The sequence below is a fragment of the Amycolatopsis sp. NPDC114504 genome (assembly GCF_055633595.1).
In genome coordinates, this window is sequence record NZ_JBVKDU010000002.1 from 1,825,481 (window position 1) to 1,851,121 (window position 25,641).

The following is a 25,641-nucleotide window of genomic DNA, read 5'->3' on the forward strand; positions in this document are numbered from 1 at the left end:
GAATCCCGGTCACCGGGAAGCCTGGCTCGCGGCATCGCGAGTCGTGGCCTCGCGAGCCAATCGGAGCATCGCTGCTGGTCCGTACGCTGCTCTCACTCGGGTGGTCTATTGAACGTTGATCAGCGAACTGGCTGAATACCATCTAGGAGGGGATCATGGACTGCCGATGTTCTTCGGTAGCTATTTTGTAGCGCTCGAACGGGCCTTTTGGGTGTGTTTTCCGTTACCAATCCTTGCTGCTGACAATCCAGCAGACGCCATTCGGCTGTGTCCTTTCCTGGTTGGTGTATCTCGGCATAGGGGGATCAGTGAAACTCAGTCGCCCACGTTCGCCACGACTCAGATGGACGGCCGCGCTCGCGGTCGCGCTCTCGGTCACCGGTGCCGCCGCCGGGCCGGTCTCGGCCGCGCCGAACACGCCGGGCCCGGACGTCGACACCAAGGTCGCGGCCCCTTCGAAGGTTGCCGCTCGCAGTGTCGCGCCCAGCGAGCGGGCAGGCACGCTTGCCGCCGGCTGGGAACGTTCCGCCGACCGGGCCTGGACGACCAGTGGTGACGCTGATGGTTTCCACCTCCTGATCGCCGACGAAGCAAAGGCTTACGAGTGGCGAACGGTCGCCACGCTCGCCGAGCCGGGCTTCGACACCGACATGTGGATCGGCAACGTCTGCGTGACCGGGTCGGCCCACCGCGCGGTCGTCGCCTACGCGCCACGCACGTTCACCAACAAGGCCGAACTCTTCGACCGCGGTGCATTCACCGCTGTGGTCGACCTCGACACCGGCTCGGTCCGGAAGCTGCCGATCCGGACCAGTCTCGCCTATTTCAACCCGTCGTGCGGGGTCGGCGACACGGCCGTTCTCACCCAGGCCGGCGACGAAGACCTCGGGAAGACGAGGCTGCTGCGCTTGGACGCGGCCTCCGGCAAGATCGCCGCGCCGGTCGACGTCGCCGGACAGCTGACTTCGGCGGTGCCCACGACGCACGGCTTGATCGGCGCGACTGCTGACGCTCTCGTCCGCGTCACCGACCAGGGTGTGCTGCAACGGGTCGCGCCGGCTTCCGGCGTGCCCTACGCGCTGGCGGCCGACGCCGACGGCGGTGTCGTCTACCTCGACCACGACGGGACGGAGAACGCGAAGGCGCGGCGTGCCGTGATCGGCGGTGACGGTTCGGTGCGCACGCAGACGCTCGCCACCGGGGCGCGGACGGCGCTGGGCGTGACCTCAGGTCGCGGCGGACGCGTCTACGTGACCGGCGAGAAGAAGGCGACCGGGGCGACGCTGCCCGCCGCCGTCTCGCTGCTCGACGTCACCAAGGACGCGACCGTATCCACCGAAGGCAGGCTGGCGGTGACCGACGTCGCCAGGCCGGGAGTGCCTGATCCGCGGGTGGCGCCGGCCGACCCCGAGGCCGCCCAGGCCGTCAACATCACCGCCACGGTGCTGGCGAACAACAAGCAGATCACCCTCGCCGCCGAAACGGGCGCCGCGCCCGCGGCCGGCCGGGAGAGCAGCCCCGGTGCCGGGGTGCCGGCTCGCGCGACCACCAACGGCAGCCCCACCGATCCGTCCGATCTGGCTGATCGTTACTGCAGCGTGCCCCGCAACGACCCGCGGAACCAGGCGATGCAGCCGAAGCCCCGGCAGGTCGAATGGGCTGTCGACCAGGCTCTCCACGGCACTTTGACAGTCCAGCGACCGGCGAATTGGAAAAACCTCGGTATGCCGGCCTACACGCCTCAAGGCCTGTTTCCGAAGGTCGATCTGGCCGGTGGTGGGTTCGTGCCCGCGCAGGTGATGCTGGGCATCACGGCGCAGGAGTCGAACATGTGGCAGGCTGCGCGGTCCTCGGTGCCGGGGACCACAGGCAATCCGCTGATCGGCAACTACTACGGGATCAACTACTACAACGGCACCGAGGCCGACGACTGGACGATCGACTGGGCGAAGGCCGACTGCGGGTACGGCGTCACCCAGGTGACCGATCACATGCGACTGGCCGGCCGGGAGAAGGGGCCGGCCGACACCGCATGGCCGTACCAGACGCAGCGTGCCGTGGCGTTGGACTTTGCCGCCAACATTGCGGCGGGCGCCCAGATCCTCTCGGCCAAATGGAATGAGGTCCGCGGTGCGAACCTGATCGTCAACAATGGCGACGTCTCCCACATCGAGAACTGGTTCTTCGCCATCTGGGCCTACAACTCCGGCTTCCACCCCGCGTCGGGTTCGGCGCCGTGGGGCCTCGGCTGGGGCAACAACCCCGCGAACCCGCACTTCCCCGCCAGCAGGCAGCCGTTTCTCGAGACCACCTACGCCGACGCGGCACACCCCCAGGACTGGCCGTACCCGGAGAAGGTGCTGGGCTGGGCCGGGCACCCACCCAACCTGATCGAAACACCGGGCACCATGGTCGCCGGGTTTCGGCCCTCGTGGTGGCTCAACGACAGCTTGCGGGCATCGGTCAAGCCGCCGGTGAACCAGTTCTGCGACGTCAGCAACGACTGCCACCCGGGTGAGAAGAACCTGCCGGACTACGCCGGCACCGGCCCGGACGACCCGGACAACGTCGTCGGCGAGCCGGCCGGCCCGTGTGCGCACAAGACGGGCACGAAGTTCGACCTCAAGTGCTGGTACCACCAGTCCAACTCGTGGAAGGCGGACTGCAACTCGTCGTGCGGTTTCGAGGTGCTGCGGTTCGATCCCGGCTACGCTTACCAGGACGACGCCGACAGCTATCCGCCGAACTGCAGCACTGCCGGCCTACCGTCGAACGCGCTGATCATCGACGACGCCAACGGCGCCCCACCTGTGCGGAACAACTGTGCCCAGAACTGGACGAACGCGGGCAGTTTCCAGCTTAGCTATTCCGACGACGGCACCGGGCACTACCCGGGGAAGGTCGACACCCACCAGTTCGGCGGCGGATTCGGCGGCCACTTCTACTTCAGCCACACCCGCACGTCCGCGGTCGAGGGCGGCAGGCTGAAGGCGACCGGAACCTGGTCACTCACGAACCCGCTGAACGCGTGGGCCAGGCTGATGGTCCACCTGCCGGACGTCGGCGCGCAGACGCAGCAGGCGCGCTACGACATCAACCTCGGCAACGGGCAGAGCCGCCACCGGTACGTCAACCAGCAGATCCAGCGCAACGGCTGGGTGTCGGTCGGGGTATACCCGTTCGCCGGGCAGCCGAGCGTCACGATGAGCTCGCAGACCGAGGACGGCACCGGCGACCTGGACGTCGCCTGGGACGCGATCGCTTTCCAGCCGCTGCCCGGCAAGCCGGCGAACATCGTCGCGGCGCTGGGTGACTCCTACTCGTCAGGGGAAGGCGCCGGCAACTACGCGAAGGAGAGCGACGCCAACCACGGCAACGCGGAGTGGAACGCCTGCCGCCGCAGCGCCAACGCCTGGCCACGCAAGATGGTGATCCCCGGCTCGGGCGGCGCGCTGGGCACTCTCGCGGACCAGTGGAACACGAACAACGAACTCGGGTTCGTCGCTTGTTCCGGGGCTTGGACGTGGAACGTCTCCGGGAGGTGGAACGGATCGGGGACGGTGCCGACGTCCTGGCAACAGCCGGAGAAGTACGAGACGGGTGAGGGTCAGTTCCACGAGATCAACCAGGTCAAGTCCGGTGTTCTCACCCCGGAAACGACCCTGGTGACCTTGTCCATCGGCGGCAACGACGAAGGCGCGTTCACGAACGCCCTCATGGATTGCGCCGGCCTCGGCAACTGCGCCGATGACAGCGGTTACCTGCCGAAGTACAAGACGATCTTCGATCGGACGAAGACGCGGATCGCTGACACCATCCGTGCCATCCACACCGAAGCTCCGAACGCGCGCATCGTGCTGGTGGCGTACCCGGAACCGCTCAGCCGTACGGTCAAGTGCGCCGGTTCTCTGTACTTCGATCTGACCGAGGTCCACGCGATCGCGGAGTTGACCAGCTACGTCCGAGACAAGGAAGCCGAGGTCGTCAACCAGCTGAGAGGGGAGAGCATCACGGTCGACACGGCCGATCCGATCAACGATTTTGTCGGGCACAGTGGGTGCGACGACCCCGAATGGATCAACAAGATCGTCGTGGGCCCCAACGGGGAGGGAGACTTCCACGTTGGCGACAAGCCCTCGCAGGCCTGCATCGCGGTCGCCGGAGCTTGTCTGAGCCGCGAGATGTTCCACCCCAATTCGGACGGTACGACGGGCTATGCTCACCTGATGGAGAAGCGGTTTGTCGAAATCCACTACCCGAGCTGATCCGGTGACCACACCTCGACGGCCGATGAGTCCGCTGCTGGTCGCTGCTCTCTGGCTGGGTTTCGCAGTCGTCGTGGGCGGGGTGGTCGGATTCGTGTACCTCTTCGCCGCAGTTTCAGGCGGTTCGGAGGAAAGCGTGCAGGACCATCTCCCGGTGGTGCCCGGGGACGGTTCCGAGCCCGCGAAGATCGCGGGGCGGCTCGGCGGGCTGACCGAAGCCGAACGAGCCACCGACGACCCGATTCGCCGTGCGGTGATGGCCACCGGTGCGACGGCGTTGCGGATCGGGCGGGACGAAGCTGGGATCAACGTGACTGTCCAGCTGAATCCCCAGGATTCGAACCAAGTCTGCTATGCCTTCGACTTGTCGACGGCCGGCGCCGCAATTTCTGTCCCCTACAGTCGTTTGCCTGGTTGCCCGAAATTCTGAATTGATTGCGACTGCCGTGTCGGCTGACCGGATCTGTATTTCATTCTTTTTGCTCATTCGCCTGAGCGGTGTATTGATCGCCCAAATTTTCCGTATTTCGACAACCGATGAGGTGAGAATGAAGATCCTCGGGTTCCTGCGAGCTTCGTCAATCGTCGGCGTGCTGATGGCGTCCGCTGCTGTGGTTGGTGTTCCTGTGGCCGACGCGGCACAACCGGCCGTCAAGGTGACCGCCGCGGCCAGGTATCACACCTGGGCGTATGGCGTGAACGTCCGCAACGGCGATGAAGTGCGCTGGGCGGACTGCGACCGGTATCCGTCGACCACGAACTGCAACCTGGTCCAGCAGGTGATCAACCCGGACTGGGGCTTGGTGCCGCGCTGTCAAAAGGCCGGTCAGACCGTCGGCGGCAATCCGAATTGGCTCGCCGTTGATGTCTATTACCCCGGCAGCAGCGGCCTGTGGACGACCGGGTGGATGGCCAGCTACTACATCGACTACCCAGGAAGTGTGCTTCCTATTCCCTGGTGTTGAGTCACCCTCGAATAAAAGGTGGCTCGGTGTGCTCTCCTTGGTCGAATTCCGGCATTGTATAGCAATTGTTGAATCGAGGCTACTTATGGGAATCGTCTCCGTCAGAGTTGCTTTTCTTGCTGCCGCGATCGCGGCGATGGCGGCCGTGGTCGTGCCGGCCGGCACGGCGTCGGCGAGTGCTGGTGACTGCGCCGGCGGCGCCAACGGTTTCGTCGACATTTCGGACGACGGGGCTGCCGACTACCGGCCGGTCGGACCCGAGCTCTATTGGTCCGACGGGACCCGGGTGAACCTGTTCTTCGGCACCTTCGGCGGGCGGACGCGCGGGTACGCCGAGTTGTGGACCGGCACCTGGGACATACCGGTAACCGGCACGGTGTGGATGGACTGGTCACGCGACGGTGGGCGGACCTGGCTCCAGTGCGGTCCTTTCGGCAACCCGAAGAACAAGGCCAGCATCACTTCCGCGGCGCAGCTGACGAACCCGAGCACGAGCTGGGTGTTCCGGGCGGGCGGCTACCACAACGGCCAGCAGATCCTCACCGGCTGGTACTGACCGAAGGAGGGCCCGCGCGTTTCGCGCGGGCCCTCCTTCGACGTCATGACCGTTAGCGCCCGGGACCACCCATGTACTGGGGATCCGGTTGTGGCAGGGGCAACACCGGCTGACTGGCGTCCATGATGTTCTTCATCGCCCCGAACCACGTGCGCGCCGGCGCCTTGCCGCCGAAGATGTTGCCGCCGCTGCCGCAAACTCGGACGTTGCCGGGACCGTAGTCGCAGATACCACCCTGGCCGCCGCCGAACTTGAACGTCATCGCCGCTCCCGCCATCTGCGGGGTGCCGCCGACGAACGTCGCCGAGACGTTGCCCTGGGTCGTCCCCGTCTTGCCGATGATCGGCCGGTTCCAGCCGACGGCGCTCGCCGCGCCGGCCGATGTGCCGCCGCCGGGCTGGTCGTCCTTGCTCATGCCGACGGCGAGGGTGTTCGCCAGGCCTTCGGGCACCGCCTGTTCGCACGGAGCTTCCTTGACCGGCACCGGCGCGCCGTTGCGGTCGGTCACGCCCGCGATCGGCGTCGGCGGGCACCAGACGCCGCCGGACAGGATCGTCGCGGCGACGTTGCCCAGCTCCAGGCCACTCAGCGGGCTGAAGCCCAGGGTGAACGCGCCGAAGCCCGCCCAGCCCGGGCGCGGGCCGTAGTACTCGGCCTGGCTCTGGCTCTTCTCCGCCTTGTCCGACTTCGGGTCGACCGTGCCGCCGCCGATGTTGCTCGCCATCGTGTCGCGCATGCCGAGCCGCTTGGCCATGTCGATGCCGGGGGCCGTGCTTCCCAGCCGGTCCTCGAGTTCCACGAACGCCGTGTTGGGCGAGGTTGCCAGGGCGGTCTGCAAGGTTGCGCCCTGGGCGATCCGGCTGTAGTCACCGGCGTTCCCGACGCAATACCAGTTCGAGTTGCCGGCCTTCGGACAGGTCTTCGCACCTCCGAGGAAAACGTGCGAGGTGTAGGAGTCGGGCACCTGCACCGGAGAGTAGATCCCCGCCACGCCCTTTTCGAGCGCCGCGGCCGACGTGAAGATCTTGTACGTCGACCCCGCGCCACCGGTGTTGTAGACGCCGGTGGGCAGTGCGTACGTCGTCTGGCCTTCGTCCTGGTTCTGGCCGTAGTCGCGGTTCGCGGCCAGCGCGACCACCTCGTGCCGCTCCTTGCCCGGTCTGATCAAGGACAGCGTGTTCGCCACGTACGGCTGGGTCTTTTTCACCTGCGCCTCGGCCGAGACCTTCGCCTCGTGGTTGGCGCGTTCGTCCAGCGTGGTCTTGATCGTGTAGCCGCCGGTGTAGAGCTGGTCCTTCGTCATCCCGGACTTGATCAGGTAGTCCTCGACGTACTGGCAGAAGAACCCCTGCTCCGGGCCCGCGCCGATGCAGTTGGCCGCCGGCTTGGCCGGGAAGTCCGGCACGACGCCCAGCGGCTCGCCCTTGAAGCGGTCGGCGTCGGCCTTGGCCAGCTTCTTGTTCTCCACCATCCGGTCGAGGACGAGGTTGCGGCGCGCGGTGGCCTTGTCGGCGTGCTTCCACGGGTCGTTGTTGATCGGGTTGTTCACCAGGCCGGCCAGCAGCGCCGCCTGCGGCACCGTGAGCTTCTCCGGCGTGGTGTTGAAGTACGCGTGCGCGGCGGCGCCGATCCCGTAGATCTGCCGGGAGAACTCGACGATGTTCAGGTAGCCGGCGAGGATCTGCTGCTTGCTCAGCTTCGTCTCGAGCTGGATCGCGATCCGCGCTTCCTTCAGCTTGCGGGCGACCGACTGCTCCTGGGCCTTCTTCTGACCGACCGGGTCGTTCCGGTAGACGACGTTGATCAGGTAGTTCTTGGTGTACTGCTGGGTCAGCGTCGACGCGCCCTGCGTGTCCGCGCCGGTGCTGTTGCTGACGGCCGCGCGCAGCGTGCCCTGCCAGTCGACGCCGTGGTGGTCGTAGAACCGCTTGTCCTCGACCGAGACCAGGGCCCACTTCATGGCCTCGTTGATCTGGTCCGGGGTGACCGGCAGCCGGTACTGGTCGTACAGCGTCGCGATCGGCTTCCCGGTGCTGTCCGTGACCGTCGTGACCAGTGGCGGAGGGATGTCGGCGAGGTCCGAAGACGTCTTCTCCACCGTCTCGCTGGCCTGGTTGGACATGACACCGGCGGCCCCCACGACCGGGAAGAGCATGCCGGCGACGAGCACCCCCGCGAGCAGGCAGAGGCCGATGAGCTTGAACAAACCATCCGCTTTTCGCACGAGGGCCAGGCTACCCGGGACAGGTCAGGTCACGGTGACGCCCTGTCTCCGCAAGTGTGAAATCAGTGACAAAACCGACCCCCTTCGGTGACATCTGGTAACGGAAGGCATTCTAGGTCTCGACGGGGGGAACCGACGGCCCCTACAGTCCGTCAACGTCTCACGAAGACAAGCCGTCGGATGGATCAACGCGGGTGGGAGCTCGCCTGGTCCGAACGGCGGCACCGGCACCGGGGAGGTGCCCGGAACCGACGTGAGCAGAGGGAGACACGCTCGCGGGGGCAAGGAGCGCAGTGCCTTTCCCCGCTGGTGCGTCGATCACCAGGGTAGGGAGCTGGGGGTATGGAAACCAACCAGTCGAGCTGGCGAATGAACGCGTCCTGCCGGGACGCCGACCCGGACGGGTTGTTCGTCCGGGGCGCGGAGCAGAACCGGGCCAAGGCGGTCTGCCTGGGCTGCCCGGTCCGGACGGAATGCCTCGCCGAAGCACTCGACGGCCGGATCAACTTCGGCGTGTGGGGAGGCATGACCGAGCGGGAACGGCGGGCACTGCTGCGCCGCCGCCCCGACGTGGTCAGCTGGGCGGACCTGCTGGACGCGGCCAAACGGGACGCGGAAGAGCGGGTGGAAGTCGGCTGAGGCGGTCGCGGGTGGCGCGGTCCTGCTGCCGCGCTACCCGCACCGCTCAGCCGGCGAGCTTCACGCCGATGTCGCGCAGCCCCTCCAGGTCGTGCACGTCACCGGCCAACGCCGGCACCCGGGCCAGCGCCACCTCGGGGTGTGCCCGGGTGAACCGGGCCAGCAGCCTCTCCTCGCGCGCCGCCAGGTCGACGCGGTCCGCGTGCAGCCTCAGCACCGCTTCGGCCAAAGGCGCACCCTGCAAGGAGTCCGCCGCGGTGCGCGCCTCGGACCCCGAAAGCGAAGCCAGCACCGGGTGCGTCCGGTTCGCGATCAGCCCGGCCAGCGGCATCGACTCCGACGACAGCCGCTCGACGAAGTAGGACGCCTCGCGCAGCGCGTCCGGCTCCGGGGCGGCCACCACCAGGAACGACGTCCCCGACGAGCGCAGCAGCTCGGCCGTCTTGCGGGCGCGCTCGCGGAAGCCGCCGAACATGCTGTCGAACGCCTGCATGAACGCCGACGCGTCGGTCAGCAGCTGGCCGCCGATGATCGTCGAGACCGCCTTCGCGAACATCGAGAAGCCCGCGTTGACGACCTTGCGCAGACCCCAGCCGCCGGCCTTCGCCGGGCCCGTCAGCAGGCGGATCATGCGGCCGTCCAACGCCGATGACAGCCGTGTCGGCGCGTCGAGGAAGTCCAAGGCGGACCGGCTCGGCGGGGTGTCGACGATGATCAGGTCCCAGTCGCCGGACGCCGCGAGCTGGCCCAGCTTCTCCATCGCCATGTACTCCTGCGTGCCGGAGAACGACGTGGAAATGGTCTGGTAGAAGGGGTTCTGCAGCAGCTGCTCAGCGCGCTCGGGGCCGGCGTGCACGCGCACCATGTCGTCGAACGTGCGGCGCATGTCGAGCATCATCGCCCACAGCTCGCCCTTGGGCTCGAACCCCTCGACCCGCACCTGCTTCGGGTGGTTGCCCAGCTCGCGCAGGCCGAGCGCCTGCGCCAGGCGCCGCGCGGGGTCGATCGTCAGCACGACGGTCTGGCGGCCGCGCTCGGCCGCGCGCAGGGCCAGCGCCGCGGCCGTCGTCGTCTTGCCGACGCCGCCGGAGCCGCAGCAGACGATCACGCGGCTCTCCGGGTCGTCGAGCAGCGCGTCGATGTCGATGGTGGTCACACCCGCACCCCCTGGTCGGTCAGGGCCTCGGCCAGGTCGTAGAGGGCCGCGACGTCGACGCCGTCGGTGAGGTCCGGCAGCTCGAGGGTGGGCAGGTCGGCCTCGGCGAGCTGCTCGCGCGCCCGCTGCTCGGCCGCGACCCGCACGGCGTGTTCGACGGTCTCCTCGACGAGGGCGTCCAAGGTGTCTTCCGGCAGCTTCAGCCCGGCCGACGCGAGCCCGGAGCGGACGCGGGAGGCGTCGACGCGCCCGTCCGCGGCGGCCGTCACCGAGCGCGCGGGCAGCCGCGGCGGTCTGACCCGGTTGACGAGCACCGCGCCCGGGCGCAGGTCGGCGCCGTCCAGCTCGGCCACGGCTTCGACGGTCTCGCGGACCGGCATTTCCTCCAGCAGCGTGGCCAGGTGGATCACGGTCTCCCCGGAGTGCAGCAGCCGCACGACCCCTTCGGCCTGGCCGCGGATCGGGCCGGTCTTCGCGAGGTCGGTCAAGGCCTTGGTGACGTCGAGGAACTTGACGACGCGGCCGGTCGGCGGCGAGTCGACGACGACGGCGTCGTAGGTGTGCCGCCCGTCGGACTCCGTGCGGCCGACGCACTCCTTGATCTTCCCGGTGAGCAGGACGTCCCGCAGGCCCGGCGCGAGGGTGGTCGCGAACTCGATCGCGCCCATCCGCCGCAGCGTCCGGCCGGCGAAGCCCAGGTTGTAGAACATCTCGAAGTACTCGAGCAGCGCGGCTTCGACGTCGATGTGCAGCGCGCGCAGCTCGCCCCCGCCGGGGACGGCGGCGATGCGCTGCTCGGCGTAGGGCAGCGGCTCGGTGTCGAAGAGCTGGGCGATGCCCTGGCGGCCCTCGACCTCGATGAGCAGCACGCGCCGGCCTTCGCGGGCGAGCGCGAGGCCGAGCGCCGCCGCGAGCGTCGTCTTGCCGGTCCCGCCCTTGCCGGTGACGAAGTGCAGCCGGGCGCGGGCAAGCTCGTCGGTCCAGCCGGCATGGGAAGTGGTCACCACTTCACCCTAAATCAGTGCTCAGCTGGCCAGCAGCATGACGCTGACCGCAGCGGCCACCCCCGCGACCAGCAGCCACGCCGCGAGACCCGGCAGCACGGTGATCATCAGCACGCCCAGGACGACCAGCAGCGTGAGGGTCACCACGCCGCCGAGGGCGACCTGGCCGGAGCTCTGCGTCCGGTCGCGCACCTTCGCCATCACCACGAGCACCAGGGGCAGCCCGGCCGCCGCGAGCAGCGCCGCCGCGATCACGCGCCACGTTTCCACGGGCCCACGCTAGCGGGCCGCGAGGGGCGCGTTCACGAACTTGAGGGCGCCGCGTGACGGGCTGTGAAGTCGGCCACACTCCCGGCGCGTCGCGCGGGTTAACCCGGCGGTGGCCCCCGGCGGTCTTGCCCGCTTGGCTACGCTCCCGGTTCATGAGCGCCACCAAGTGGGAGTACGCGACCGTCCCTCTGCTGATCCACGCCACGAAGCAGATCCTCGACCAGTGGGGCGAGGACGGCTGGGAACTGGTCACCGTGCTGCCGAACCCGACGGGCGAGCAGCACGTCGCGTACCTCAAGCGTCCGAAGGGCTGACCCCGTGAGCTGGAGCGAACGGCTGAAGGAGCTCGGCATCGAGCTGCCCGGCGTGGCCGCCCCGCTGGCCGCTTACGTGCCCGCCGTGCGGAGCGGCCAGCACGTCTACACCTCCGGTCAGCTGCCCTTCGTCGACGGCGTCCTCGCCGCGACCGGCAAGGTCGGCGCGGAGATCAGCCCCGAAGAGGCGAAGGGTCACGCCCGCACGTCGGCGCTCAACGCGCTCGCGGCCGTGCACGCACTGGTCGGCATTGACAACGTCGCGCGGATCGTCAAGGTTGTCGGCTTCGTGGCTTCCGCGGAGGGCTTCACCGGCCAGCCCGCGGTCGTCAACGGCGCGTCCGAGCTCCTCGGCGAGGTCTTCGGCGACGCGGGCATCCACGCCCGGTCGGCCGTCGGCGTCGCGGAGCTGCCCATCGGCTCGCCGGTGGAGGTCGAACTGATCGTGGAGGTGCAGTGATGGATCCGGACATCGAGCAGTCCACCCACGAGCTGCTGCTCCGGCTGGCCGGGCGGCTGCCCGACCAGCTGCTGTGGCGGTTCCGCGACTGGCTCGGCGAGGGCGCCATGGGCACGCTCGCCCGGACCCTGCCGAGGTCTTTGCTTAAGCACAGGATTGACCTCGACCAGACGGAGTACCGCCTGCTCGTGGCCGGGCTCATCCCGCACGGCGCCGACTGGCACCAGGTCAGTTCGACGCTGGGGGTAGACGACGTCACCGAGAACCGGTACACATTCACGTCGAGTGCGCCCGAATGGGTTAACTCGGTCGACTCCGTGTCCGTGTTGATCCACGCAACGTTGCGAGGTCGCCCGGACGTGGGGGAAGTGCGGCAAAGCTGGCGACACGTCGGTGTGGTCGGGCAGGGCACGGCCAAGCGCGTGCTGCTGATCACCGCGCTGAACGGTCTGCCGAGGTTGACCGGCGAACTGCAGCGGGTGCTGCGCGTTCTGGGCGACGAAGAGCCCAGCGTCGAGGTCATTCCGCCGCGCTTCGACCTGCCGGGATATCACCGGGCCGCGCTGGCCGATTCGGAGCTGGTCTGCGTGGGCGCGGTGACGGGGACCCGGCTAGTAGCCGCATAGCGCTCGCCCGCCAGCGAGCTGGGAGGGAGCAAGGCAATGGTGGAGGTCCACGACGGCCCGCCCATGGACGGGTTCTCGGTGCCCCTGCGCCTGCACAACCTGTTGCTGGCCCTGGCGGGCCGGATCGACGACAGCGCGCTCACCGAGGCGCGTGAGCTGATCGCTCGCGCGCACATCGATGAGGCGGTCGAGCTGACCACCGGCACGCTCATCGCGGGCCGGATCCCGGTCAGCTCCGCCGAGCAGCGGGAGCTGGCGCTGGTGCTCGAGATGAGCCGGTCGGACGCCACACTGGCGAACGACCTGCTGGTCGACGAGGCCGAGCCGGTCAGCACGCACCGGTTCAGCGGCGAGAACTCCCCGGAGTTCGGCATCGCCGAGGCGCTCGACCGGACCCTGCAGGTGCTGCCGGACGTCCGCTCGGTGCACGCGGTGTGGCGCAACACACCCGCCGGCAGCGTGCCGGGCGCGCTTCCGCAGCGAGTGGTGCTCGTGGAGCTGGGGCCGGAGGGCAACCCGCCGGCCGTCGCGTTCCGCGTCGACACGGCGCTGCGCCGGGCCGGGATCCACTCCGTCGTCGAGGTCAGCGGACCCGGCGTCGCGCATTCCGAGTACCACCAGGCCGCTTCGGCGGCCGCGTCGCCGGCCTGGGTGACCGGGAGCACGACGTCGACGGCGTCGGTGTACCGGCCCGAGCCGGTCAAGGCGCCGGCCGCGGTGAAGGCCGAACCGGTCGCGGAGTCTTCGGGCAGCAGGCACAGCATGCGGTCGAGCGCCGTCACGACGACCCCGCCGGAGCCCGTCGCCCCGGTGGTGCCGATCGTGTCGCCGCCGCCCGCTCCGGAGCCGCCCCGCCAGTCGCGGTCGGAGCGGTCGTCCGAGCGGACCGAGTCGCGGGCGGAGCGCACCGCCGACCTGACTCCGGCCGAGGTCGCGCAGCTGCGGCAGGCGCTGGCCGAGGACCCGGAGAAGGGCCGCGAGATCGCCGCGGGCAAGCCGTCGATGCACGAGGTCGTCGAGCTGCCGGCGCTGGATCTGGACGACCCGAGCCTGAGCGAGCGCGACCGGGCACTGCTGCGTGAGCTGCACGCGGAGCTGGCCGAGCGCGAGCGCGCCGAGGCGGCGAAGATGCGGCTCAACGGCGCTTCCCGCTCCGGCGGCGACCAGCGCGGTTGGACCGCTCCTTAGTCCTCTTTCGCGAGAAGGCGGTGTCTCCCCCGGGAGACACCGCCTTTTCACTGTCTGAGACGCCACAACTGCGCGACGGAACGTCGGGGTCCGGAGGTATGTTTCCCGGGTGGAGCAGCCAAAGGAGTTTGTCTTCGACATCCCCGTCGGTGCCGGGGTAGCCACCCGCGCCAACGCCGACGGGCCGCCCGCCGTCCCCAAGCACGCGGCCACCGTGATCCTGGTCCGGGACGGCGCCGACGGCGTCGAGATCTTCCTGCAGCACCGGGTCAAGGGCATGCCGTTCGCGGGCGGGATGACCGTCTTCCCGGGCGGCGGCGTCGACCAGCGCGACGCCGACGCGTCGGTCGCGTGGGCCGGTCCGGAGCCGTCGTGGTGGGCTTCGCGCTTCGGCTGTGACGATGCTCTCGCGCGGGCGCTGACCTGCGCGGCCGTGCGCGAGACGTTCGAAGAGTCCGGCGTGCTGCTCGCGGGCAGCGCGGACGCGGTGCTCACCGACGTCACGCCGTACGCGGCCGCCCGCCAGGCCCTGGAGACGCGCGAAGTCTCGCTCGCCGCGTTCCTCGCCGACGCCGGGCTGACGCTGCGAGCCGACCTGCTGCGGCCGTGGGCGCACTGGATCACGCCCGAGCAGGAGCCGCGCCGTTACGACACCCGGTTCTACGTCGCGAAGCTGCCCGAAGGCCAGGAGGCGGACGGCGCGACGTCGGAGGCGTCGAGCTCCGGCTGGCAGCGCCCCGAGGACGCCATCGCCGACGCGCGCGAAGGCCGCCGCATGCTCATGCCGCCGACCTGGCTGACGCTGAGCGAGCTGGCCGAGTTCGCCACGGCCGACGACGTGCTGGCCGCGCCGCGCGAGATCGTCCGGATCGCCCCGACCCTGGTGCGTGAGAACGACCACGTCCGCGTCGTGCTGGAGCAGCGATGAGCGCCCCCGCGTACGGCGTGCTGCGCCAGGTGTCCCCGACGGCGTCGGTGCTGCTGGAGAACAACCCGTCGTCGATGACGCTCGAAGGCACCAACAGCTGGGTGCTGCGGGCGACGCCGTCGGACCCGGCGGTCGTCGTCGATCCCGGCTACCGCGATCTCGAGCACCTCGAGCTGCTGGCCGCGGCCGGTTCGGTGGAGCTGGTGCTCCTCACGCACTTCCACCCCGATCACGCCGAGGGTGCGCCATGGTTCGCCGAGCGCGTAGGCGCACCGGTGCGGGCCTTCGACCCTTCGCTGTGCGTTTCGGCCGAGTCCTTTGTGGACGGGGAAGAGATCTCCGCCGGCGGTCTGTCGATCCGCGTGCTGCACACGCCCGGCCACACCGACGACTCGGTGTCGCTGCTGCTCGACGGCCAGGTGCTGACCGGCGACACCATCCTCGGGCGCGGCACCACGGTGCTGCACGACCTGGGTGACTACCTGCGCTCGCTGCGGAAGCTGATCGAGCTCCCGGCCGGCACGCTCGGGCTGCCCGGCCACGGTCCGGAGCTCCTCGATCTCCCCGCGACCGCCCGCGAGTACCTTGCCCATCGGGAACAGCGGCTCGACCAGGTGCGTTCGGCTCTGAAGACACTGGGTGCGGAGGCCACTCCGCGCCAGGTCGTCGAGGTCGTGTACGCCGACGTCGACCAGGCGCTGTGGGCGCCGGCCGAGTGGAGCGTGCAGGCGCAGCTGGACTACTTGCGGTCGGAGGAACAGGGATGAGCAACGTCGAGGTCGAGTTCTACTGGCGGCCGGGGTGCGGGTTCTGCGCCGCGCTCGACCGGCCGATGTCGAGGAGCGGCTTCAACATCCGGAAGATCAACATCTGGGAGGACCCGTCCGCGGCCGCGCGCGTGCGCGAGGTCGCGAACGGGAACGAGACGGTCCCGACCGTGATCGTCGGGTCGACCGCCATGGTCAACCCCTCCTTCGCCGAGGTCGAGGCCGCGGTCAAGGCCGCATCGGCCTGATCCCGTCCCACGCCGGGCTGGGCCGCTTTCCGTGCAGGAAGGCGGCCCAGACTTCGCGAAGCCCGGTTTCCTCTTCGAGTCCCTTCGGCGCGCCTTCGAGCATCGGCGCGTCCCAGACACCGTGGGTCCCGAAGAGGAACGGGAGGTCGATGCAGTGGCACGCCTTGAACCGGTTTCCCGGTGCCTCCCACTCGAAGCGGTAGACGAAGGCGTCGAGCTTCTCGGTCAGCGTTTCACTGATGAAGTAGCGGTTCGCGGCTTCGGCGGTTTCTTCCGGCGCGTCGGGCGCGAACGCACGCAGCTCGTCTTTCGTCGAGCTGATGAGCGCCGAACCCGCCGGGGCGGCCTCGATGAGGTCCTCCGCGACGAGGTCGCCGTCGGCGACCAGCTGGAACGGCGGCTCGAGGGAGCCGGGCTTCGCTGTCTTGGCCGCGACCCTGAGCTGGGCTTCCAGTAGCTGCTGCGTCGGCGCTGTGCGGAGGTCGTCGCCGAGTTCTTGCTGCAGCAGCAACGCGTTCTGACTCGCATCGTCCCAGGTGGACGGTCGCATGCCGAGGGGTGCGCTCTGTAGCGCGATCCGTTTGACGAGACCCCGGGCGCGCGGCGCCGACCACAGGGCGAGCGTCGACTGCGCCCCGGCCGACTGTCCGCCGAGGGTGACGTCGGCGGGGTTCCCGCCGAACGCGGAGATGTTGTCGCGGACCCATTCGAGCGCGGCGAGCTGGTCGGCGATGCCGAGGTTGGGCGGGATCCCCTGTGCGCAAAGGAAACCGAGTGCGCCGAGGCGGTAGTTGAGCGTCACGACGACGGCGTCGGCGTCGCGGGCCAGGCGCGTGCCGGTGTACCAGACCTGGGCGCCCGAGCCGCTGGAGAACCCGCCGCCGTGGATCCACACCAGCACCGGGCGGCTCCCGGTGGCCGACGGCGTGAAGACGTTGAGCGACAGGCAGTCCTCGCTCTGCGGCAGGGGCATCGGCCCGAGGGCGTGCTCCAGGCGTGACGGCGGCTGCGGCGCCGCGGGGCCGGGCTCGAGCGCGTCCCGGACGCCGGTCCACGGCTTCGGCTTCTCCGGCGCCTCGAAGCGTTTCGCGGTGGCGAAAGGGATTCCGCGGAACGCGCCTTCGGTTCCCCGGATCCGGCCGGTCGTGGTTTCGACGATCATCGTGCCTCCTCGAAGTACAGTGCGGCGCCTGCCGCGTCCGCGGCCCGGACGAAGAACCCGTTGCCGCGGCTGGTGGTCGGGACGTGCTCCTCGATCAGCTCGCGCGCTTTCGCAAGATCCGCGACCAGGACGCCGTGCGCGGCGAAGTATGGCAGCGCTTTCGGGGTTTCCCCCGGCAGGACGGTGCCGAGCTCGCTCACGCCGACGATGTCGACGAGCTGCTGCCCGTTGGTGATGACGTCGTAGCGCTGCTGATAGGCGCCGATCTCGGCATCGGGGACGACCAGGACGATCCCGGCGATCCCGCGGGCGCCGTTGGGGTGGTCGAGGTAGCGCGGCTGGTGGACGTACTCCGGGGTGAGGTGCTCGGCGGTGTGGAGGATGCCTTCGGGCGTCCGGTCGCGGCAGATGTGGACGCTGCGGAAGCGTGCGGTGCGCGTGCCTTCGGGCAGTTCGACGTCGCGTTCCAGCTTCAGCACGCCGGAGTTCGAGAGGCCGGCTTCGCTGAGCCTTTTCGACGCCTCTTCGGAGTCGTCGGCGAAGGAGCAGCCGTGGAGGCCGTCGCCGCGGGCGTCCAGGATCGGCAGCACCCGCCAGGGGTCGCCGGCGGCTTCGTCGACGATGCCGATGAACTCGAGGAACGAGCCGCCGAAGTAGGCGCAGCGGTTCGCCGTGCAGCTCGGGACGGGCTCGGTGTCGTCGCTGGCGGACGCGAAGTGGCGTGACGGCGGGCTGAGCGTGAAGCCGAGCTGCTCGTAGCGCCGCCAGGTTTCGTCGTAGGCCCTGGTCAGGAAGACGGTGTGGTCGATGTTCATGTCTTCAGGGTGGAGCTCGGTGTTCTTTTCTTCCGCTCGGTCGCGGATTGTGCGCGGATTCCGACATTGCCTAGGCTGATCTGGTGGAATCCGGCCTGCTCGACGACCTCGACCGTCGCTTGGCGCACGCGCTGCAGCTGGACGGCCGGGCGTCGTTCAGCACGATCGCGTCGGTGCTGGGCGTCTCGGACCAGACGGTGGCGCGCCGGTACCGGAAGCTGCGGTCGTCCGGGGTGCTGCGGGTGGTGGGCGTCCCGGAGGCGGCGCCGCTGGGGCAGGTCCATTGGCTGGTCCGCCTGCGCTGCGTCCCGGACGCGGCGGCGCCGATCGCGGCGGCCCTGGCCCGGCGGCCGGACACGCAGTGGGTGAGCCTGATGTCCGGCGGCACGGAGATCGCGTGCTTCATCCGGGCGCCGTTGCGCGAGGAGACGGACGGGTTGTTGCTGGGCCAGCTGCCCCGCACGCCGCGGGTGGTGTCGATGACGGCGTACCGGCTGCTGCGCCGTTTCGCGGGCGGGCCGGCGGGGTGGTCCGGTCGTTCGAGTGCGTTGTCGGCTTCGCAGGTCGCTGCGTTGAGCCGTTCACCGGTCGCTTCCCCGTACCGCCCGGAACCGGGCGACTTGGGTTTGCTGACGGCGTTGGCCCAGGACGGCCGAGCCGACATGTCGACATTGACGGCGGCCGCGGGCCGATCGGAGTCGACGGTCCGCCGTCGCCTGTCGGCGTTGTGCGAGTCGGGAGCGCTGTACTTCGACGTGGAGGTGGACGCGGCCCTACTGGGCTACCCCCTGACGGCGACGCTCTGGCTGACGGTGGCGCCCTCGGAGTTGGAGTCGACGGGCCGAGCGCTGGCAACACACCCCCAGGTGGCGTTCGCGGCGGCGACAACGGGCCCATCGAACCTGGTGGCGAACGTAGGCTGCCCCGACGACGCGGCGCTGTACGCATACTTGGCCGACGACCTGGGCGGGCTGGCGGGAGTCCAGCAGGTGGAGACGGCCCCGATGATCCGCACATTGAAACGCTTCGGCACGCTGGCACCGGTGTAGCGGGATCAAGCCACTCGGCGACTCACTGCCTGTGGACGACGACCGCGCGATCGACTTCATCTTGAACGGCGAGCAACACCGGCTGAGCCGAGCCCAGGTCCTGAGCGCGGCGGCCCGAGGCGGACCGGAGCCGATCCGCACGCACTGGGTCGCTGTCGGAGACCAGCGCTGGCCGCCGAGGCAGCTCTTCGAGCGCGCCCTCGGGGTGTCGCGGACGGAGTTCATCTCGCACACGGCGATCCGCCACCTCCGCCGGCTCGGCTTTCCGACCAGCCCGCTGCCGCAGGAATCCGATGTTCAGCGCGATACCGCACCGGGGGAAGCCTTCGCGTCCCTCGTCGATTTCCTGACCGTCGAAGACCTGAGCACTCGCATCCGCCGAGTCGAACAGCGGCTGGAGGGAGCCCAGCTCGGGAATGTCGGTGGCTTGAACGGCGGCATGACCGACGAGCTGCTTCAGGCTGCGCTGCTGGTGCGGCAGCACGCCGGGCGCGTCAACGACCTCATCCACGCGGCGACGATCGTCCGGGCGCTGCCGAAGATCCTCGAACCGGGCGAGCGCATCGTCCGGCGCCCGTCGCTGGCCTCGGGGAACGATCCGGATCGCCCGTTCGGCCTCGAGACCCACCGCCGGGTGGCCGAGTTCAAAACGGCCCGTTGGAAAGGCGGTGACACGATGCGCAAACGCTTGCTCGTCGCCGACCTGGCCGGCCTGGTCCTCAAGCGTGGCGAGCGTCGCGCCGAGCTGTACGTGTTCGGTCGCCTGCCGCTCGACTTCCTGCGGACCAGCACCTCGACGGTCGAGCGGATGCTCGGCCGCTCAGCACCGAACCTTCGCGACGCCTACGAGCAGCGTTTCGGAAGAGCGCTGACGGTCAGCCAGTTCACCGCCGGACCGGCGGCCGACGTCGTCGTCCGGGATCTGACCGAGATCATCGGCTGAGCATCGGCATCAGGTAGTAAGTCAGCTCCACCTCCCTGGGCTCCTCGGCCCGCAGGACGCACGCCCGCATCCCCGGCTGGATCGACAGCTCCACCCGCGAACCGCCGAACGCCTGCAAAGCGTCCAGCAAGTACCTCGCCTGGAACGACGGCGATGTCCGGCCGCCGGAAACCTCCGCCTTCAGCGTCTCCTCCGCCTCTCCCGTGTCCTGGCGCGCACTCGCCAAACGGACTCCGGCGTCCCCGACCTCCAAGGTCAGCACCCGGCGATCCTCCGCGTACACCCCGACACGACGAACCGCCGCCGCCAGGGCGTCCGCGTCCAGCGTCACCGTTGTGTCGACCGCGCCCGATGGGATCGAGTCCTCCGACAAGAACCCCGCGTCGAGGACCGCCGTGCCCACCAAGCCGCCCTCCCAGCTCAAGCCGAAACGGCCCGGACCCGCGTGCAGCCCCACCACGCCCTTCGCCTGACGCGCCGCCTCGGTCAGCAACGTTGCCGGCACCAGCACGTCCAGCGAGCCCGGCGCACGCAAGGGCAGCCGGGCCACCGCCATCCGGTAGCGGTCGGACGCCGTCAGTGTCAGGCGGTCGGCCGCCTGCACCCGGACGCCCGTGAACAATGGCAGCGGGTCGTCCTTCGACGCCGTTCCCGCGACGATCCGCAACGCCGACGCGAACGCTGCTCCGTCTACTTCGGACACTCGGGGCGGCTCGAGAGCCGGTGCTGAAGCGAGCGCCCCGAGGAGGGGTAGCGCGAACCGGGCGTTGTCGAGCCGCAGGGCCAGGCGGCTGCCCTCGACGACCAGGCGCACCAAGTCCGTGTCGAGCATTCGGAGCGTCTCGGCCAGCGGTGCCGCGGGGACGGCGACCGCCCCGTCGGTGTGAGTGGTCGCCGGGCAGTCGAACCGGACGGCGAGGTCCGGGTCGCTCCCGGCGACCGTCAGCCCCGCCGCGTCCGCCCGCAACCGCAGGCCGGAGCGAGCCGGCAGCAGTCGTGAAGCGGCGGAGACGGCCGCCGAGAGGCGGTGGGCAGGCGCGGTGACGTCCATGCCCCGCAAGCTAGCGCGGGGCACCGACAAAAACGGCCTACCGCCCGGCGCCGACCAGTTCCGAAACCGGCGTGACCCGCTGGGGCTCCCGGATCGTCCCCCGCAGCAGCCACACCGCCACCGCGAGCAGCAACCCGGCCACGCTCGCGGCCAGGAACGCCGCTGACGGCCCGGCGTGCTCGACGATGTACCCGCTGACCGACTGACCGGCGGCCAGTCCCAGCGTCACCGCCGTGAGCACCCAGCCGAACGCCTCCGCGGCCGTCCCGGACGGCGCCACCAGCTCGATCGCCGACGAGTGCGCCGTCGACTGCGGCGTGATCAACGCCCCGGCCAGCAGCATCATCAGCGCCAGGCCCCACAGCGACGACGGCCACGCGAGCAGCGCCACCAGCGCCCCGAAGGCACCGAGCAACGCCGGCAACCGCAGGCCCATCCGGCGGGGCCACGGGCGCAGGCTGTACGCCACGCCGAACGCCACCGAGCTCAGGGACCACGCCGAAAGCAGCAACCCGCCGAACGTCGGGGAGCCCGCTTCGGTCGCCGACGCCGGGACCGCCACCTCGACGAACCCGATCACCACGCCGAAGCCGAGCGCGGCCAGCGCCAGCGTCCGCATGCCCGGGCTCGCCAGCGCGCCCAGCAGTGAACCACCGGAACGCGGGGTAGCTCGCCAAGCGCGCACCACCGGGCTCAGCGCGAACAGCACCGCGCCGGTGAACTGCAGCGCGACGCCCAGCACCAGGCCGGTGCCCGCCCACGGGGCCAAGACCAGCAGCCCGGCCAGGCCGGGACCGAGGATGAAGAACACCTCCATGCTGATCGCTTCGTACGAGAACGCCGCGTTGCGCGCGCCGCCCGGGGGGAGCAGACGGGCCCACAGCGCGCGGGACGCCGACCCGACCATCGGCTCCGACAGCCCGGTGACCGCGCCCAGTGCGACCATCACCGCGGTCGGCGCGTGCGACTCGATCGACGTCACCAGCGCGGTCATCGACAGCGCCAAGGTGACCGCCACGACGAGCAGCGGCCGGGTCGGGCCGAACCGGTCGATCAGCCTGCCCTGGATCACCGCGCCCACCGAGACACCGACGAGCGAACCGGCCGAGACCAGCCCGGCGGCGGCGAAGGACCCGGTCTCGCGCTGGACGTAGAGCAGCGCGGAGATGCCGATCATGGCGATCGGCAGGCGGGCGAGCACGGACGCGATGGCAGGCCACCGGGCGGCGCGGGTCGTCAGCGCGCTGCGGTAGTCGGCCAGGGACGTACGACCTTCAGAGTGGGACACGCGTACCAGTATGCCGCAGAGTGGTACGTCGGTACCAGTTATTTGACGGTCAGGTGCGTCACCGGCAGACTGGAAGTGGAGCACGTGAGGTCTCGATCGGGTAACACTCACGATATTCTCCGTGGACTCGTGCAACAAAACCGCGTGGACGGCGTCCTTGAGAGTGAATGGCCTTGAATTCGTGGGTATGGGCCGTGATGGTTGAACAACAGCACACAACCCAGCTCCCTCCGGCATATGGGTCGGGGCCTGGTCCGGAGGGCGGGGAGCGCGGATCGTCGGGGGATGGTCCGCGCGACAAACGAAGAGCCGGTGCGCCACGTCGGGGGTGGCGCCCGGCTCTTTGTTGTTGAACAGCGTTGACTGTTTCCAGCGTTGTTGATGAACGGAGCGTGAAGAAGGCCTCCTCACCTGGGTGAGGAGGCCTTCTTGCGAGAAGAACTCAGCGGGCCCGGCGGGCGAGCCGCTCCGGGTCCAGGATCAGCACGCTCTTGCCCTCGAGCCGCAGCCAGCCGCGGTGGGCGAAGTCGGCGAGCGCCTTGTTGACGGTCTCGCGCGACGCGCCGACGTACTGGGCGATCTCTTCCTGCGTCAGGTCGTGCGTGACCCGCAGCAGGCCGGCTTCCTGGCTGCCGAACCGCTGGGCGAGCTGCAGCAGCGCCCGCGCCACGCGACCGGGGACGTCGGTGAAGATCAGCTCCGCGACCATGTTGTTCGTCCGGCGCAGGCGGCGCGCGACCACGCGCAGCAGCTGCTCGGCGATCTCCGGGCGGGTCGAGATCCACTGCCGCAGCGCCGGGCGGTCCATGGTGACCGCGCGGACCTCGGTGACGGTGGTCGCGCTCGACGTCCGGGGGCCGGGGTCGAAGATGGACAGCTCGCCGAACATGTCCGACGGGCCGAAGATGCCCAGCAGGTTCTCCCGGCCGTCCGGGGACTTGCGGCCGATCTTCACCTTGCCGGACTGGATGATGTACAGCTTGTCGCCGGGCTCACCCTCGTTGAAGATGACATGGCCGCGGGGGAACTCCACGGATTCCAAGGTCTGGGCCAGCGCCTCCGCCGCTGCCGGCTCCACACCCTGGAAAATGCCCGCACGGGCCAGGGTTTCATCCACCTCGGGTGCCTCCTCGTCGAGAAACGTTCACGCCCTCCCTTGGCTGGAAGAGCGTGACGCCGATCACTTGCGCGTCAGTCTAGGGCGTACTCGCGAGATCGCCTGCCGGACGCGCGCGCCCGCCAGATGATCTCGTTCGAACGTGGAGCCTAACTCCGCACGCGCCGCGCGCGAAGCCTGGCCGCCCGTCCGCCCAGCCTACGCAGCCGGAACAGCTCGAGCGCGCGGCCGATGCCGTGCCCGTAGAGCGCCCGGACCTCGTTGGGCTGGGCCTGCTCGAGGAACTCTTCGACCTCGTTCTCCTGCACCGCGACGTGCTTGAGCCTGCTTTCCACGCGCTCCATGAAGAGCGCGAAGAACATGATCACCAGGGGGACCAGGATGACGAACCAGACAGTCATGACCGGACCCCAAAAGTTTCAGTGGGAAGCATCTACTCCAGATCCTCGCTCATGGCGGCCGGGAAACTGCGCCGAGGTGGTGCTCTGGCGTGTCGGTCGTCCACCGGTGCACTGACCGGCTCGTCCGACGGCGCCCGTAGGCTATCGGGGTGCCACCTGCCACCACGAACGCCCCCCAAGAGGGCGCTGGTGAAAGCCGGTTAGCTCTGGTGAGACGCGCCAGGCGGATGAAGCGTTGCCTCGACGACGTGTATCCCGACGCCCACTGCGAGCTCGACTTCACCACTCCACTGGAACTGCTGGTCGCGGTCGTGCTGTCCGCACAGACCACCGACGTCCGGGTGAACCTGGTCACGCCCGCGCTGTTCAAGCGGTACCCGACCGCCGCCGACTACGCGGGCGCCGACCGCACCGAGCTGGAGGAGTACCTCCGCAGCACCGGCTTCTACCGGGCCAAGGCGAACTCCGTGATGGGGCTCGGCGCGGCGCTGGTCGAGCGCTTCGACGGCGAGGTCCCCGGCAAGCTCGACGACCTCGTCACGCTGCCCGGCGTCGGCCGCAAGACCGCCAACGTCGTGCTCGGGAACGCCTTCGACGTGCCGGGCATCACCGTCGACACCCACTTCGGCCGGCTGGTCCGGCGCTGGGGCTGGACGACCGAAGAGGACCCGGTCAAGGTCGAGCACGCGGTCGGCGAGCTGATCCCCCGCAAGGAGTGGACGATGCTCTCCCACCGGGTGATCTTCCACGGCCGGCGCGTCTGCCACGCCAAGAAGCCCGCCTGCGGCGCCTGCCCGCTGGCCAGGGACTGCCCGTCGTACGGCACCGGCCCGACGGGGTTCGAAGAAGCCGCGAAGCTGGTCAAAGGCGTCGAAAAGGACCACATCCTGGCGCTGGCGGCGCCCCGGTGACGACCGTCACCAAATGGGCGCTGGCCGCCGCTGTGCTGGCGGTGGCGCTCATCGTCGCGCTGCTGCCCCGCGGGGGTGACGACAGCGCCGCGAAGCCGTCGGGAGATCTGGCTCCGGCCCGGTCCGCGGCGGCGCTCCGGCCCTGCCCCGCGCCCGGCCCGGCGCAGCCGGTGAAGCAGCTCGAAGGCGTCAAAGCGGACTGCCTCGGCGACGGCGTGAGCGTCGACGTCGGCAAGGCCCTCGCGGGCGCTCCGGTGCTGGTCAACGTGTGGGCGTCGTGGTGCGAGCCGTGCCGGACCGAGCTGCCCGTGCTCCAGCGGTACGCCGAGCAGCCGGGTGCCGTGCGCGTGCTCGGCGTCCAGGTGCAGAGCCCGGCGAAGGACGGCTTGAACCTGCTGGCGAACCTGGGCGTGCACCTACCGTCGGTGTTCGACGGTGACGGGCGGAGCGGGCCCGTCCGGACGGCGCTGAAGGTGCCTTCGTCGCTCCCGGCGTCCTACCTGGTCACCGCCGCGGGCGAGGTGCGGTTCATCGCGAATCCACGCACCTTCGGGAACACTGACCAGGTGCGCGCGGCAGTCGAGGGGGCATCGTGATCGGACCACTGGTCGAGCCGGAGTCGGTGCCCGAGTGGCTCCGGCCGCTGGTCAAGGTCAGCGCCGAGGTCGATTCGAAGACGTTCACCCGGTTCAGCCCGCCCGAGGACGCCTACACGCGCGCCGCGGCGGTGCTCATCCTCTTCGGCGAGCGCGAAGCCGACGGCGAGCCCGACATCCTGCTCCAGCGCCGGGCCGACACGCTGGGCTCGCACGCCGGGCAGGTCGCGTTCCCCGGCGGCGGTGCCGAGGACGGCGACGGCGGCCCGGTCGGCACCGCGCTGCGCGAGGCCGAAGAAGAGACCGGAGTCGTCCCGTCCGGCGTCCAGCCGGTCGCGGTGCTGCCGGAGCTGTTCGTCCCGGTGTCCGGCTTCGCCGTGACGCCGGTGCTGGCGTACTGGGCCGAGCCGTCGCCGGTGCACGCGGTCGACCCGGGCGAGACGGCGTCCGTCGCGCGCGTCGCCGTCGCCGACCTCGTCGACCCGGCGAACCGGTTCACGATCAAGAAGGCCGGCATGCCGTGGAAGGGCCCGGCCTTCGAGGTCAACGGCCTGTTCGTGTGGGGCTTCACCGCCGGGTTGCTGTCCGTTCTGCTCGGCCTGGGAGGCTGGGAGCGCGAATGGGACTCGGACGACGTCCGGGACCTCGACGAAGCGCTGGCCGCGTTCCAGGCGCGCCTGCAAGGCGAGGAGTAGCGA

General features: G+C 69.7%; 27 protein-coding genes. 17 read left to right on the top strand and 10 right to left on the bottom strand.

What is annotated here, in order from left to right; all coding sequences use genetic code 11:
* Positions 1-308 precede the first annotated feature (308 nt).
* The 4 genes from ACZ7PG_RS20750 to ACZ7PG_RS20765 are packed head-to-tail and all read left to right on the top strand — an operon-like array spanning position 309 to position 5,786.
* Positions 309-4,265: a golvesin C-terminal-like domain-containing protein gene (locus ACZ7PG_RS20750; protein WP_470240634.1), complete on the top strand. Its 3,957-nt coding sequence runs from the start codon at positions 309-311 to the stop codon at positions 4,263-4,265.
* Positions 4,266-4,290: 25 nt separating this feature from the next.
* On the top strand, positions 4,291-4,695 hold the full coding sequence (locus ACZ7PG_RS20755; RefSeq protein ID WP_470240635.1) for a hypothetical protein: 405 nt from the start codon (positions 4,291-4,293) through the stop codon (positions 4,693-4,695).
* A 16-nt stretch (positions 4,696-4,711) separates the two neighbouring features.
* Positions 4,712-5,230 carry a hypothetical protein gene (locus tag ACZ7PG_RS20760; protein WP_470240636.1) on the top strand — a complete coding sequence of 173 codons (519 nt, stop codon included), beginning with the start codon at positions 4,712-4,714 and terminating at the stop codon, positions 5,228-5,230.
* Positions 5,231-5,258: 28 nt separating this feature from the next.
* A complete protein-coding gene (locus tag ACZ7PG_RS20765) occupies positions 5,259-5,786 on the top strand; it encodes a hypothetical protein (protein ID WP_470240637.1) in 528 nt (175 codons plus the stop codon).
* A gap of 52 nt (positions 5,787-5,838) precedes the next feature.
* Here the strand turns inward: ACZ7PG_RS20765 and ACZ7PG_RS20770 are convergent, their stop codons facing one another.
* Positions 5,839-8,010 (bottom strand): transglycosylase domain-containing protein, encoded by a 2,172-nt coding sequence (locus ACZ7PG_RS20770; RefSeq protein WP_470240638.1) that lies wholly within the window; start codon positions 8,008-8,010, stop codon positions 5,839-5,841.
* A 342-nt stretch (positions 8,011-8,352) separates the two neighbouring features.
* Between ACZ7PG_RS20770 and ACZ7PG_RS20775 the strand changes: the two genes are divergently transcribed.
* Positions 8,353-8,649, top strand: coding sequence for a WhiB family transcriptional regulator (locus ACZ7PG_RS20775; RefSeq protein ID WP_470240639.1), 297 nt, complete (start codon positions 8,353-8,355; stop codon positions 8,647-8,649).
* A gap of 46 nt (positions 8,650-8,695) precedes the next feature.
* On the opposite strand, the gene bagB is transcribed toward ACZ7PG_RS20775, so the two are convergent.
* The 3 genes from bagB to ACZ7PG_RS20790 are packed head-to-tail and all read right to left on the bottom strand — an operon-like array spanning position 8,696 to position 11,079.
* Positions 8,696-9,805: an ATPase BagB gene (bagB, locus tag ACZ7PG_RS20780; RefSeq protein WP_470240640.1), complete on the bottom strand. Its 1,110-nt coding sequence runs from the start codon at positions 9,803-9,805 to the stop codon at positions 8,696-8,698.
* On the bottom strand, positions 9,802-10,809 hold the full coding sequence (gene bagA / locus ACZ7PG_RS20785) for an ATPase BagA (protein ID WP_470240641.1): 1,008 nt from the start codon (positions 10,807-10,809) through the stop codon (positions 9,802-9,804). Before bagA ends, bagB begins: the two co-directional genes overlap by 4 nt.
* A gap of 21 nt (positions 10,810-10,830) precedes the next feature.
* Positions 10,831-11,079 (bottom strand): hypothetical protein, encoded by a 249-nt coding sequence (locus ACZ7PG_RS20790; RefSeq protein WP_470240642.1) that lies wholly within the window; start codon positions 11,077-11,079, stop codon positions 10,831-10,833.
* A gap of 152 nt (positions 11,080-11,231) precedes the next feature.
* On the opposite strand from ACZ7PG_RS20790, the gene ACZ7PG_RS20795 reads away from it, so the two are divergent.
* The 7 genes from ACZ7PG_RS20795 (at position 11,232) to ACZ7PG_RS20825 (ending at position 15,610) form a co-directional block, all read left to right on the top strand.
* Complete coding sequence (locus tag ACZ7PG_RS20795; RefSeq protein ID WP_086679227.1) at positions 11,232-11,393, top strand: DUF4177 domain-containing protein; 162 nt, start codon at positions 11,232-11,234, stop codon at positions 11,391-11,393.
* 4 nt (positions 11,394-11,397) lie between these two features.
* Positions 11,398-11,853, top strand: coding sequence for a RidA family protein (locus ACZ7PG_RS20800; RefSeq protein ID WP_449674245.1), 456 nt, complete (start codon positions 11,398-11,400; stop codon positions 11,851-11,853).
* Positions 11,853-12,479 carry a hypothetical protein gene (locus tag ACZ7PG_RS20805; protein WP_155547846.1) on the top strand — a complete coding sequence of 209 codons (627 nt, stop codon included), beginning with the start codon at positions 11,853-11,855 and terminating at the stop codon, positions 12,477-12,479. Before ACZ7PG_RS20800 ends, ACZ7PG_RS20805 begins: the two co-directional genes overlap by 1 nt.
* 36 nt (positions 12,480-12,515) lie before the next feature.
* The gene (locus ACZ7PG_RS20810; protein WP_470240643.1) at positions 12,516-13,667 is read left to right on the top strand and encodes a hypothetical protein; all 1,152 of its coding nucleotides are present in this window, start codon (positions 12,516-12,518) and stop codon (positions 13,665-13,667) included.
* 109 nt (positions 13,668-13,776) lie between these two features.
* Positions 13,777-14,595 (top strand): NUDIX hydrolase, encoded by an 819-nt coding sequence (locus ACZ7PG_RS20815; protein ID WP_470240644.1) that lies wholly within the window; start codon positions 13,777-13,779, stop codon positions 14,593-14,595.
* Positions 14,592-15,362 carry an MBL fold metallo-hydrolase gene (locus ACZ7PG_RS20820; protein WP_470240645.1) on the top strand — a complete coding sequence of 257 codons (771 nt, stop codon included), beginning with the start codon at positions 14,592-14,594 and terminating at the stop codon, positions 15,360-15,362. The genes ACZ7PG_RS20815 and ACZ7PG_RS20820 overlap by 4 nt, the downstream gene beginning before the upstream one ends.
* On the top strand, positions 15,359-15,610 hold the full coding sequence (locus ACZ7PG_RS20825; protein ID WP_470240646.1) for a glutaredoxin family protein: 252 nt from the start codon (positions 15,359-15,361) through the stop codon (positions 15,608-15,610). Before ACZ7PG_RS20820 ends, ACZ7PG_RS20825 begins: the two co-directional genes overlap by 4 nt.
* Here the strand turns inward: ACZ7PG_RS20825 and ACZ7PG_RS20830 are convergent.
* Both ACZ7PG_RS20830 and ACZ7PG_RS20835 read right to left on the bottom strand, forming a co-directional pair.
* Entirely contained in the window at positions 15,591-16,772 is a 1,182-nt protein-coding gene (locus ACZ7PG_RS20830; protein WP_470240647.1) for a carboxylesterase family protein, read from the bottom strand. The genes ACZ7PG_RS20825 and ACZ7PG_RS20830 overlap by 20 nt on opposite strands.
* Positions 16,769-17,587, bottom strand: a complete 819-nt coding sequence (locus ACZ7PG_RS20835) for a VOC family protein (RefSeq protein WP_470240648.1) — start codon at positions 17,585-17,587, stop codon at positions 16,769-16,771. The genes ACZ7PG_RS20830 and ACZ7PG_RS20835 overlap by 4 nt, the downstream gene beginning before the upstream one ends.
* Positions 17,588-17,670: 83 nt before the next feature.
* Between ACZ7PG_RS20835 and ACZ7PG_RS20840 the strand changes: the two genes are divergently transcribed.
* Together ACZ7PG_RS20840 and ACZ7PG_RS20845 are read left to right on the top strand one after the other, a co-directional pair.
* Entirely contained in the window at positions 17,671-18,636 is a 966-nt protein-coding gene (locus tag ACZ7PG_RS20840; protein ID WP_470240649.1) for an Lrp/AsnC family transcriptional regulator, read from the top strand.
* A gap of 31 nt (positions 18,637-18,667) precedes the next feature.
* Complete coding sequence (locus tag ACZ7PG_RS20845) at positions 18,668-19,579, top strand: hypothetical protein (RefSeq protein WP_470240650.1); 912 nt, start codon at positions 18,668-18,670, stop codon at positions 19,577-19,579.
* On the opposite strand, the gene ACZ7PG_RS20850 is transcribed toward ACZ7PG_RS20845, so the two are convergent.
* From ACZ7PG_RS20850 to ACZ7PG_RS20865, 4 genes are all read right to left on the bottom strand, one after another.
* Complete coding sequence (locus tag ACZ7PG_RS20850) at positions 19,569-20,630, bottom strand: DNA polymerase III subunit beta (protein WP_470240651.1); 1,062 nt, start codon at positions 20,628-20,630, stop codon at positions 19,569-19,571. The genes ACZ7PG_RS20845 and ACZ7PG_RS20850 overlap by 11 nt on opposite strands.
* A 37-nt stretch (positions 20,631-20,667) precedes the next feature.
* The gene (locus ACZ7PG_RS20855; RefSeq protein ID WP_470240652.1) at positions 20,668-21,918 is read right to left on the bottom strand and encodes an MFS transporter; all 1,251 of its coding nucleotides are present in this window, start codon (positions 21,916-21,918) and stop codon (positions 20,668-20,670) included.
* 442 nt (positions 21,919-22,360) lie between these two features.
* Complete coding sequence (locus ACZ7PG_RS20860) at positions 22,361-23,035, bottom strand: Crp/Fnr family transcriptional regulator (RefSeq protein ID WP_003081747.1); 675 nt, start codon at positions 23,033-23,035, stop codon at positions 22,361-22,363.
* Between the two features lie 149 nt (positions 23,036-23,184).
* Positions 23,185-23,436: a hypothetical protein gene (locus ACZ7PG_RS20865; RefSeq protein WP_013230551.1), complete on the bottom strand. Its 252-nt coding sequence runs from the start codon at positions 23,434-23,436 to the stop codon at positions 23,185-23,187.
* Positions 23,437-23,663: 227 nt separating this feature from the next.
* On the opposite strand from ACZ7PG_RS20865, the gene nth reads away from it, so the two are divergent.
* Genes nth through ACZ7PG_RS20880 form a run of 3 tightly spaced genes read left to right on the top strand, consistent with a single transcriptional unit; the run spans position 23,664 to position 25,638 of the window.
* Complete coding sequence (gene nth / locus ACZ7PG_RS20870) at positions 23,664-24,347, top strand: endonuclease III (protein WP_470240823.1); 684 nt, start codon at positions 23,664-23,666, stop codon at positions 24,345-24,347.
* Positions 24,344-24,943, top strand: a complete 600-nt coding sequence (locus ACZ7PG_RS20875; protein WP_470240653.1) for a TlpA family protein disulfide reductase — start codon at positions 24,344-24,346, stop codon at positions 24,941-24,943. The genes nth and ACZ7PG_RS20875 overlap by 4 nt, the downstream gene beginning before the upstream one ends.
* Positions 24,940-25,638 (top strand): NUDIX hydrolase, encoded by a 699-nt coding sequence (locus ACZ7PG_RS20880; protein WP_470240654.1) that lies wholly within the window; start codon positions 24,940-24,942, stop codon positions 25,636-25,638. Before ACZ7PG_RS20875 ends, ACZ7PG_RS20880 begins: the two co-directional genes overlap by 4 nt.
* Positions 25,639-25,641: the final 3 nt, after the last annotated feature.

Bases quoted from the DNA above. Each gene is read 5' to 3' on its own strand.
- ACZ7PG_RS20865 (WP_013230551.1), bottom strand. From the start codon at position 23,436: ATGACTGTCTGGTTCGTCATCCTGGTCCCCCTGGTGATCATGTTCTTC.
- ACZ7PG_RS20805 (WP_155547846.1), top strand. From the start codon at position 11,853: ATGGATCCGGACATCGAGCAGTCCACCCACGAGCTGCTGCTCCGGCTG.
- nth (WP_470240823.1), top strand. From the start codon at position 23,664: ATGAAGCGTTGCCTCGACGACGTGTATCCCGACGCCCACTGCGAGCTC.
- ACZ7PG_RS20755 (WP_470240635.1), top strand. From the start codon at position 4,291: ATGAGTCCGCTGCTGGTCGCTGCTCTCTGGCTGGGTTTCGCAGTCGTC.
- ACZ7PG_RS20825 (WP_470240646.1), top strand. From the start codon at position 15,359: ATGAGCAACGTCGAGGTCGAGTTCTACTGGCGGCCGGGGTGCGGGTTC.
- ACZ7PG_RS20835 (WP_470240648.1), bottom strand. From the start codon at position 17,587: ATGAACATCGACCACACCGTCTTCCTGACCAGGGCCTACGACGAAACC.
- ACZ7PG_RS20795 (WP_086679227.1), top strand. From the start codon at position 11,232: ATGAGCGCCACCAAGTGGGAGTACGCGACCGTCCCTCTGCTGATCCAC.
- ACZ7PG_RS20775 (WP_470240639.1), top strand. From the start codon at position 8,353: ATGGAAACCAACCAGTCGAGCTGGCGAATGAACGCGTCCTGCCGGGAC.
- ACZ7PG_RS20830 (WP_470240647.1), bottom strand. From the start codon at position 16,772: ATGATCGTCGAAACCACGACCGGCCGGATCCGGGGAACCGAAGGCGCG.
- ACZ7PG_RS20850 (WP_470240651.1), bottom strand. From the start codon at position 20,630: ATGGACGTCACCGCGCCTGCCCACCGCCTCTCGGCGGCCGTCTCCGCC.
- ACZ7PG_RS20820 (WP_470240645.1), top strand. From the start codon at position 14,592: ATGAGCGCCCCCGCGTACGGCGTGCTGCGCCAGGTGTCCCCGACGGCG.
- ACZ7PG_RS20810 (WP_470240643.1), top strand. From the start codon at position 12,516: ATGGTGGAGGTCCACGACGGCCCGCCCATGGACGGGTTCTCGGTGCCC.